The sequence below is a fragment of the Cyclobacterium plantarum genome (assembly GCF_011290685.1).
In the GTDB taxonomy this organism is placed as follows: Bacteria; Bacteroidota; Bacteroidia; order Cytophagales; family Cyclobacteriaceae; genus Cyclobacterium; species Cyclobacterium plantarum.
In genome coordinates this window covers 222,873-231,226 of record NZ_JAANYN010000001.1, presented here as the reverse complement: position 1 = coordinate 231,226, position 8,354 = coordinate 222,873, and the positions used below count along the sequence as shown (strand labels likewise).

Genomic DNA, 8,354 nt, shown 5'->3' with positions numbered 1-8,354 from the left:
TTAAAATTGAAAAAGTGATTAATAATAAATAAATCTCGGGGTGTAGCGCAGTCCGGTAGCGTACTTGCATGGGGTGCAAGGGGTCGTGGGTTCAAATCCCGCCACCCCGACGAGAGTTAAGCCAGACTGGGATTCCATCCAGTCTGGCTTTTTTTTTATGGAATATTATGTTTACATATTGTACTCTGCTTCCTTAGACCGTTTTTACGTGGGACAGACGCACAACCTCGAGGAGAGGATCCTGCGACACAATTCCGGCAGAAACAAATCCACCAAAGGAGGAATTCCCTGGACAATGGTTCATTGCGAAGAGGTTTCTAGCCGGGATGAGGCAATGGAAAGAGAACGGCAGATAAAAAATCTGGGCAGCAGACGGTATTTACAGCGAATTAACAATTCCGACAGGCCAGACGATTCCGGTAACGTATCCTGACTCGGGTCAGATGTTCAAATTGAGCGAATCCTGACGCAGTCAGGGCACCCCGACGAGAATTAAGCCAGACTGGGATTCCATCCAGTCTGGCTTTTTTTTATGGAATATTATGTTTACATATTGTACTCTGCTTCCTTAGACCGTTTTTACGTGGGACAGACGCAAAACCTCGAGGAGAGGATCCTGCGACACAATTCCGGCCGGAACAAGTCCACCAAAGCAGGTATACCTTGGGAAATGGTACATTTTGAAAAAGTTGCCGATCGTGTAGCAGCAGTAGCCAAAGAAAAACAGGTAAAAAACCTGGGAAGTAAACTGTACCTTCAGACAATCGGTAAAGATATCAACCCTCAGCAGCCAAGTAGCGTATCCGGATTAGAGTCAGGTGTTCAAACAGAGCGAATCCAGATGCCAGTCAGGGCAACCCAACCAGGGTAACGTACATCATACAGATTTCCTTGAATGCTTATCGAGGACAAAGGTCAGGCTTGTCTATACATCAATCATTATTTTACGCTACATTGCTGATGCATTCCGCAACACCAGACCAACCGTATGCGGAACCGCCTAAAGAATAGGAGAAGGGGATGATATCTGACTTTTCATGAAGGCAATGGGAAAGCAGGACCCTGGAGAATTATCCGCCAATTTCAAGGCTGGTTTACTTTTTTTATTGCGAAAATAGTACCTTGCCTTGTGCATAATAAATTCCTGCTTGGAGTTTTTTCAGCGCGCAATTTTTGTAATCAACGAAAAAGGTAATTAGCAAATTGAAAATGGCATTCAAATCAGCTTTATTCGCATTGTTTGCGGGTATCTGCTTTCAATCCCTGGCACAGGTGATAGAAATCAAACCCTACCTACAAGATGTGGAGCCAAATTCGGCAATTGTCATGTGGCAAACATCCGAGGGAGAAGAGAGTATCGTGGAATGGGGTACCAGTCCCAATCTAAGCGAAAAAGTTTCCGGTACTTCTGAAGCAATCAATTTTGACGATGTACGGGTACATACCGTTAAAATTACCGGCTTGGAACGGTTTACCGAATACTATTACCGGGTGCGTACCGGAAATGCCCGGTCAGATATTTTTCAATTTAAAACACCTCCCTTTTCTAGCGACGGTAAAGATTTTAAGTTGGTTGCGATGAGCGATATGCAGTATGACCACAATCAACCTGATAAATTTAGGGAAGTGTTGAACGAGGGGGTGATTGGCTATCTTGAAAAAGAGTTTGGAGGGTCCCTACCCGATAACCTGGCAATGGTGCTGATACCGGGAGATCTGGTAGAAAATGGCGCTAAATTTTTTCAATGGAAAGAGCATTTTTTTAAGCCCGCAGAGAAACTATTCGCCCAAGTACCGGTATATCCCGTACCCGGAAACCATGAGCGCAATTCCGTATACTACTTCAAGTATTTTAGTTTGCCTGAGAACGGCACGCCTGCCTATGCAGAACATTGGTGGTACAAAGATTACGGCAACACCCGGGTAATTGGTTTGGACTCAAACGATGGTTACAGGGATCTGCGGGAACAATTGGATTGGCTAAAAGAACTATTGGCTGACACAGAAAAGGATGATAAAATCGATTTCGTTTTTGCGCAATTGCATCATCCGTTTAAGTCAGAACTTTGGATTCCGGGCGAAGAAGACTTTACCGGGCGAATCGTTGAAGCATTGGAACAATTTTCAACCAGAACCGGGAAGCCCAGTATTCACTTTTTTGGCCATACCCACGGATATTCCCGGGGACAGTCCAGGGACCACAAACACCTCTGGATCAACGTGGCCTCAGCAGGAGGTGCCATCGATAACTGGGGTGAATTTGAAGGTAAAGATTACGACGAGTTTACCGTTACGCAAGATGAGTACGGATTTGTCATGGTGTCTGTAGACGGCGATAGAAGCGATCCAAAATTTACCATCAAACGAATCAGCCGCGGCAATACCATGGAGCACCGGGAGAATGAATTGAGAGATAGCATTACCGTATGGAGAAAAGAACGAAAGCCGAATACCCCAGAAGCCATTTCGCCGACTGGATCAGGGGTTTCCATCAACGGTGCCGTTTTGAAAGCCGGGCCCTTCACCAGCGATTATTCGGGTACGTTTCACGCAGCTTCACATTGGCAGCTGTCAACATCAACGGGTTTTGAAAAATTGGAATTTGAGAGCTGGCATCAATTTCAAAATTGGTATTACAAAGAAAACCGACAAAAGGACGATGACTTAACGGATGAAAAAACGGAGCGACTTGCGCCCAATACCAGGTATTATTGGCGGGTTCGTTACCGTGATCAAAACCTGAATTGGAGTGATTGGTCGGAAGTTAGGACGTTTCAGACCGAAGACAACTGATAATTGACTCCTTGGTTTTAAATAATCCGGAGTATACTGACCCCTAAAAGACTACCCTATTTATTTTGACTGTTTCAGCGATTTTTTGGTCACTTGGACTATATTAAAACCCAATGGGTTCTGAATAATTCATTATGAATTTAGAGGGTTCCTGAGCAGTTGGTAAAAAATTCTTTCAAAAAACCCAAAAACCTATTAGATTGAGATACCGTTGGGTGGTGGCAAATGAGAAGAAAAGGAAACAGCGGTTATGAAACCCAATAAGCACATTTTTCCTTTTTTGGTCTAACTTTCAGTCTGTTATCATGGATAGGTATAAAAACAAATACCGCAATGCATCAGCCCGTGCCCAATGGTGGGATTACGGTTGGAATGGGGCGTATTTTATCACCATATGTACCCGAGGGCGGGAACATTTTTTTGGTGAAATCGATAATGGGATAATGAAATTATCCCCCATGGGTGTGATTGCCGATATTTTGTGGCACGAAATCCCAAACCATGCATCATTTGTTGGACTGGGTGATTTTGTGGTTATGCCCAATCATATTCATGGAATATTGATATTGGATAAACCGGAGGTTGAAAACGATGGACGTGTTGATGGACCGAACGTTGTAGGGACGGGGCATGCCCCGTCCCTACAATCGTCGCAAATACCATGGAAACAAATGAACAACAAAATACCAAATTCCCCTACATTTGGACAAACCCGGTTTCAAAATATCGGAAAAAATTCGGTTTCGTCAATAATTGGATCCTACAAATCTGCCGTTACCAAACACGCCAACCGTTTGGGATTAGAAAATGGATGGCAATCCCGTTTTCACGATCACATTATTAGAAATGACGCAGCATATCAACGGATTTCTGATTATATCATCAACAATCCTGGAAATTGGAAGGGTGACAAATTTAATAGCAAATGAACATTACAATTGAAAAAATCAATTTGGGTAAACTGAATAATGTCAGCAAAATCACTCTTGACAAAGAAGGACAGTTATATACTCCCACCAAAGGTGCAGCTGTATTCCTTAGTGTTTTAACCAAAGATTTCAGCTTAATCGCAGAATACCATTTTCAATCAATGGACGCGCGTCCTCCTTTTCATTTTAGTAAGGATGGAAAATTATGGCTGTTTGAAAATCTTGAGGACGAAATGGGATTTGTCCGGATGGACATTACCTGGTAATTAACCAATGTCGTCACAGGTTCAATTCCCGCTACGAACCCATTTCTCCACCTCTTCCCGGTAGGACTCCCCGATAGAAAATTCCTGATCCCCCAAAAAAAGACTGTTTTTGCGAATAGCGGTAATTTCTGCCAGCGCCACGGAATAAGATTTATGGATGCGGATAAATTTCCCGGGCGGTAAAATCCTTTCAAGCTCCTTGAAACTCATCCGTACCACCAGCGGCTGCTCCTGGCTTTTGAGGTGAAATTTGATGTAATCCCCATAACCTTTCAACCAGCGGATATCATCAAACCTGATTTTGAGTTGACTGTAATCCACGTTGGCAAAAAAATGGTCGGGGGTATTTGCAGTGGAGGGGGACTTGCTGGTTTTCAACTCATGAAGTTCTCTGGCCCGGTTGCAGGCTTTGATAAACCGCTCCAGCGGCACAGGCTTGACCAGGTAGTCGACCACATCCAGGTCATAACTGTCTACGGCATATTGGTTGTAGGCGGTGATGAAGATAACAATGGGTTTCACCTTCAGGCTGGAAATAAACTGAAATCCTGTCAGATCAGGCATTTGGATATCGGCAAATACCAGATCAACAGTATGTAAGCGGAGTGCTTCCATGGCTTCAAAAGCATCGCTGCAGACCGCTACCAACTTTAAAAAGGGTACCTTGCTGATATAGTCTTTTAGCAATTCCAGGGCCAGTGGCTCGTCATCTATGGCGATACAGGTTATCATCTCTTCTCATGGTTTGTTGCGATAGTACAGGAAAACAGCTCCCCGTACCCTTAGGAGGATAGAGTTTGGTAATATTGACTAATTGCATTTGTACTTTCCATACGATTTGTGTCGCAGCTAGCCTAAGGTAAGCATTTTGAATAAGAATTGAATAAGAAAATTATTGCTGTCCTGAATTTGTATCGCCTGAAAAGGCATAAAAAGAAACCGACCTGTAAAGACCGGTTTCTCCGGGGTAATCCATTCCCCTTAATTGGGTTTTCCTGAATTAACCTACTGTGACATGTTGGAAGTAGGTCTTTTTCCCATCTTTTACGGTGATGGTATATTCGTCTTTTATGGCTTTTTCAAAGTTAAAAACTTTATCAAAACTTCCATCTACCTTTTCAGAAGCACTGAATATTTCGTCTTCGCTGCTGTTGGTGATTTTTATGTCCACTTTTTTCAGCTCTTCGTCCGATAACGTTAAAATTACTTTGTCTCCAATTACTTTAAAGACAGAAGTCGCGATTTTTTCCTCTTTTTCGGTGATGGCAATTTTGTCACCTTTGACATCAAGCGTATACGTCACGCTGGCCTGAGGATTATCTATAGAAAAGTAATAGGTGCCTGACGCCAGTTGTTCCAGGTTAAACTTTTTAGCATAATTGTTGTCGTATACGGTTGTATAAAACAAGGTATTGGCAGTTTTATCTGTAATTTTTATGATCGAGGACTTAGCCTGGGAATCCAGGGTAAAAAACAGATTTTTACCCTCATGGCTACTGATCAGGGTATTGCTTGGGACAGGGGTCATGCTGGTTAAGGATACAATTACTAATGCGACTATTGCGGAAATTTTCATTATGTTTTTCATGTTTTTTCGTTTTATGCCTGCCAGCTGGCAGACTGTTGTTGAATGATTTACAGGACAAACATAAGGAGGATAAAGGGCCTGATTCCGGGAAGGAGATCAACCTGAAAAAGTTTGCGATGAACCCGGAAATTCTTGCGGTGAAAATTCTTGCGAATCTACAGCCGATAGGATAAAGTGCTTTTATTCACAAGGGAAAACCTCAACGCATTAACCCCATTTATCCGGATATTAGATGAATCACATGTAACAATCCAGGAAAAATAGAATTTTCTAAAGACAGTTACTGTGTTATTTTAGTCGATGGGATACCTGTCCAAATAAATTTAAGCGGCTAATTAACAAAACGAAGATTTTATTGATATACGAAAAGAGCGTTGGGCCGACAAAAAACCAAGCCTGTCCCGATTTTTTTCGGGAGGGTGCGCGGCTGGACGGCGGGAGGAAGGATTTTTTTGTCTTGAATTTCCTGCCCTCCGGGAGGCGGGTTTGTTTCTTTTTGTTTCAAAGCCTGTCCCGAATAGCGAAGCGAATCGGGAACAAAAAGAAAGAGGAAAAAAGAACCAATTCATATGATTAGGGTTCAATTTATAAAACCAGGATAATCTAATAATTAAAAACAAGTGAAAAATATTTTTTCGAAACCCGATTTGATTTAGGTATTTGATATACTCCTATCGTATTTAAAAGGCAGGAACCGGAAAAACCTTGCGGTGAAAGTTATTTCGAATCTGCAGAGAATATGAATAAATACTCTTTTACCCGGAGCAAATCCCAAAGTTTTAATTTTTACCTGGGCAGGTAGTAAAAATGCCCATCTTCGGCCCCTACCAACAATTCCCAAACGCCGTCTTTATCCCAATCCACAAAAGTAGGACTGGTAGTGTGGCCGGCCAACATTTGTTCCGTCAATGGTTCGTTGTATTCAAAAACTACCTTATCCGGGCTTTGGCTGATATTTTCGAAAAGGGACACATTCAGACTATTCACCAACAGGTCCAGGTCGCCATCATTGTCCCAGTCCACAAAAGTGATTTTTCTTCTGCCACTGCTTCCCGCCTCTGCGGTATTAAGCCGTAGCGGGCCATCCCCTGTATCCTCAACTATATTTTTGTTGTTAAAGGCTGATCCGTTTTTACCATAAAAGATTTTTTTTCCCGGCTTTAGGATGTTGGTTCCTTCTTTGCTGCTACCCTGATACCAGGCCAGATAGCCCTCATGGTCCAGCATGACCAGGTCCATGACCCCATCTTTGTCCCAATCGATGGCATAGGGAGTGGTTCTCCATTGGGTAACCAGTTCATCTGCGGCCGGCTTCCACCAATTCCAGGCCGGATAGGGCGGATCCTGATCTCCCCAGTCTATCCTGACGGGCTGGGGTGCCCGGAGTTCCGTTCCGGTATTTTGGATCCATTCCACTTTGCCCCAGATGGAATTAAAGATAATATCCTGATGACCGTCACCATCCCAGTCCGCCACAGAGAGGGTGGTGTAGCCCCATTTGGCTTCGGCAGGCCCCTGAATGGAGCCATTGTCTCCAGCCTGTATGCGTATGGCCTCCCCTTTTACCTCCAGTAATTCCGGCTCGGCCCATCGGGGTTCAGGCCCACCATTTAGATTTTCGATAAAGGCAATGTGGCCGGCGGAATTTCCGGCTATGATATCTTCATCTCCATCCTGGTCCCAATCCACACTTACGGGAGTTACGAGGGCACCAAATTTCAAATGATCGGCTTGCTGACGGAAATACCTGGGAGAAGTGAATTCCGGGATCCCTTTGTGGATTTCCCCGGTATTTTGCAGCCAGGCCACCCTGCCGTCTTCATCCCCTACAATCAGGTCTACATGGCCATCCTTGTCCCAATCAACGGCCACAGGGATGATCATCTCCAGGTCCATTTTGATGGTACCGTCCTGGTTTTCCAAAAATACGCCTTTGCTATATACGGGTTGCTCCCGGCTGCCCACGTTTTCGAAATAGGTCATGCGGTCCAGAAATTCTCCACAAATCAAATCCAGGTCCCCGTCCCCATCAAAATCCGCCAGGTTGGGAGAAGGAGCGCCGTACACATCGATTTCCTCTCCCCCGGCCTGTAGCCGCCCGCGGTTATGGTATTCACCGTCCCGGTTTTCCAAAAGGTACACATAACCATGCAAGGGGCCATTCACCCAAATGCCGGTACTATCATAAGCGTTGTCCCAGCCATAGTCCGACCAGTCGTCCATACCGACCAGTATATCCAGGTCTCCGTCTCCATCGTAATCGGCCATTTTCCATTGATTGAAGCGGGGGCTCTTCCCTAAATCCTTGGTGAGTTCTTCAATAGGAAACAGCGCCTCAGGCATGGAATCAAGGGCTGTGCGGAAATCCTGAAGTTCGGCACCGGGAATGGTTACCTTTGGTGCCCCCAGTCCGGTATGGGAAATCTGAACCTTGGAAATGGCATCTCCTAACCGTACCGGAGGAGCAAATGCCGGAAAGGCTTCCCCACTGGTATTTTCGAAAAAATAAAGCCCGTTAAAGGGTTTGTCCGGGCAGGAAACCAGCAGGTCCATGTCACCATCCCCGTCATAGTCCATAGGCAGGGGCCAGGCCCAAAGTCCTACGCCCAGGAAAGCGGTGGCATCCGGTCGGTTATAGTTGACTCTTGTAAATTCAGCGCTTTTTTCAATTGTGGTGGATTGTGGATGCTGGCAAGCTGCCCCCAGCAGCAGAATCAAAATAATAAGGAAAGGACGCATATGCAGGAAGGTTAACATGTTTCAATATTTTAGAGCTGG

8 protein-coding genes and 1 tRNA gene are annotated in these 8,354 nt (G+C 44.6%); 6 read left to right on the top strand and 3 right to left on the bottom strand.

All coding sequences use genetic code 11. The annotated features are described in order from the left end of the window. Positions 1 to 36: 36 nt before the first annotated feature. From G9Q97_RS00975 to G9Q97_RS00950, 6 genes are all read left to right on the top strand, one after another. Positions 37 to 110: transfer RNA gene (locus tag G9Q97_RS00975), tRNA-Pro, on the top strand. Positions 111 to 157: 47 nt separating this feature from the next. Beyond that, the gene (locus G9Q97_RS00970) at positions 158 to 433 is read left to right on the top strand and encodes a GIY-YIG nuclease family protein (protein ID WP_166142246.1); all 276 of its coding nucleotides are present in this window, start codon (positions 158 to 160) and stop codon (positions 431 to 433) included. Positions 434 to 532: 99 nt separating this feature from the next. Next, positions 533 to 871: a GIY-YIG nuclease family protein gene (locus G9Q97_RS00965; RefSeq protein WP_166142244.1), complete on the top strand. Its 339-nt coding sequence runs from the start codon at positions 533 to 535 to the stop codon at positions 869 to 871. 338 nt (positions 872 to 1,209) lie between these two features. Beyond that, the gene (locus tag G9Q97_RS00960; RefSeq protein ID WP_166142242.1) at positions 1,210 to 2,793 is read left to right on the top strand and encodes a fibronectin type III domain-containing protein; all 1,584 of its coding nucleotides are present in this window, start codon (positions 1,210 to 1,212) and stop codon (positions 2,791 to 2,793) included. A 305-nt stretch (positions 2,794 to 3,098) separates the two neighbouring features. Continuing rightward, positions 3,099 to 3,722 carry a transposase gene (locus tag G9Q97_RS00955; RefSeq protein WP_166142240.1) on the top strand — a complete coding sequence of 208 codons (624 nt, stop codon included), beginning with the start codon at positions 3,099 to 3,101 and terminating at the stop codon, positions 3,720 to 3,722. Continuing rightward, entirely contained in the window at positions 3,719 to 3,988 is a 270-nt protein-coding gene (locus tag G9Q97_RS00950) for a hypothetical protein (protein ID WP_166142238.1), read from the top strand. Before G9Q97_RS00955 ends, G9Q97_RS00950 begins: the two co-directional genes overlap by 4 nt. Before the next feature lie 21 nt (positions 3,989 to 4,009). On the opposite strand, the gene G9Q97_RS00945 is transcribed toward G9Q97_RS00950, so the two are convergent. From G9Q97_RS00945 to G9Q97_RS00935, 3 genes are all read right to left on the bottom strand, one after another. Beyond that, positions 4,010 to 4,720, bottom strand: coding sequence for a LytR/AlgR family response regulator transcription factor (locus tag G9Q97_RS00945; protein WP_166142236.1), 711 nt, complete (start codon positions 4,718 to 4,720; stop codon positions 4,010 to 4,012). Positions 4,721 to 4,988: 268 nt separating this feature from the next. Beyond that, a complete protein-coding gene (locus tag G9Q97_RS00940) occupies positions 4,989 to 5,576 on the bottom strand; it encodes a hypothetical protein (RefSeq protein WP_166142234.1) in 588 nt (195 codons plus the stop codon). 786 nt (positions 5,577 to 6,362) lie between these two features. Then, the gene (locus tag G9Q97_RS00935; RefSeq protein WP_222851888.1) at positions 6,363 to 8,333 is read right to left on the bottom strand and encodes an FG-GAP repeat domain-containing protein; all 1,971 of its coding nucleotides are present in this window, start codon (positions 8,331 to 8,333) and stop codon (positions 6,363 to 6,365) included. Between the last annotated feature and the right edge of the window lie 21 nt (positions 8,334 to 8,354).

What these genes read in the sequence shown, in the direction of transcription:
- G9Q97_RS00940 (WP_166142234.1), bottom strand. Translation starts at nt 5,576, where the DNA reads ATGAAAAACATAATGAAAATTTCCGCAATAGTCGCATTAGTAATTGTA.
- G9Q97_RS00955 (WP_166142240.1), top strand. Translation starts at nt 3,099, where the DNA reads ATGGATAGGTATAAAAACAAATACCGCAATGCATCAGCCCGTGCCCAA.
- G9Q97_RS00950 (WP_166142238.1), top strand. Translation starts at nt 3,719, where the DNA reads ATGAACATTACAATTGAAAAAATCAATTTGGGTAAACTGAATAATGTC.
- G9Q97_RS00945 (WP_166142236.1), bottom strand. Translation starts at nt 4,720, where the DNA reads ATGATAACCTGTATCGCCATAGATGACGAGCCACTGGCCCTGGAATTG.
- G9Q97_RS00935 (WP_222851888.1), bottom strand. Translation starts at nt 8,333, where the DNA reads ATGTTAACCTTCCTGCATATGCGTCCTTTCCTTATTATTTTGATTCTG.
- G9Q97_RS00965 (WP_166142244.1), top strand. Translation starts at nt 533, where the DNA reads ATGGAATATTATGTTTACATATTGTACTCTGCTTCCTTAGACCGTTTT.
- G9Q97_RS00960 (WP_166142242.1), top strand. Translation starts at nt 1,210, where the DNA reads ATGGCATTCAAATCAGCTTTATTCGCATTGTTTGCGGGTATCTGCTTT.
- G9Q97_RS00970 (WP_166142246.1), top strand. Translation starts at nt 158, where the DNA reads ATGGAATATTATGTTTACATATTGTACTCTGCTTCCTTAGACCGTTTT.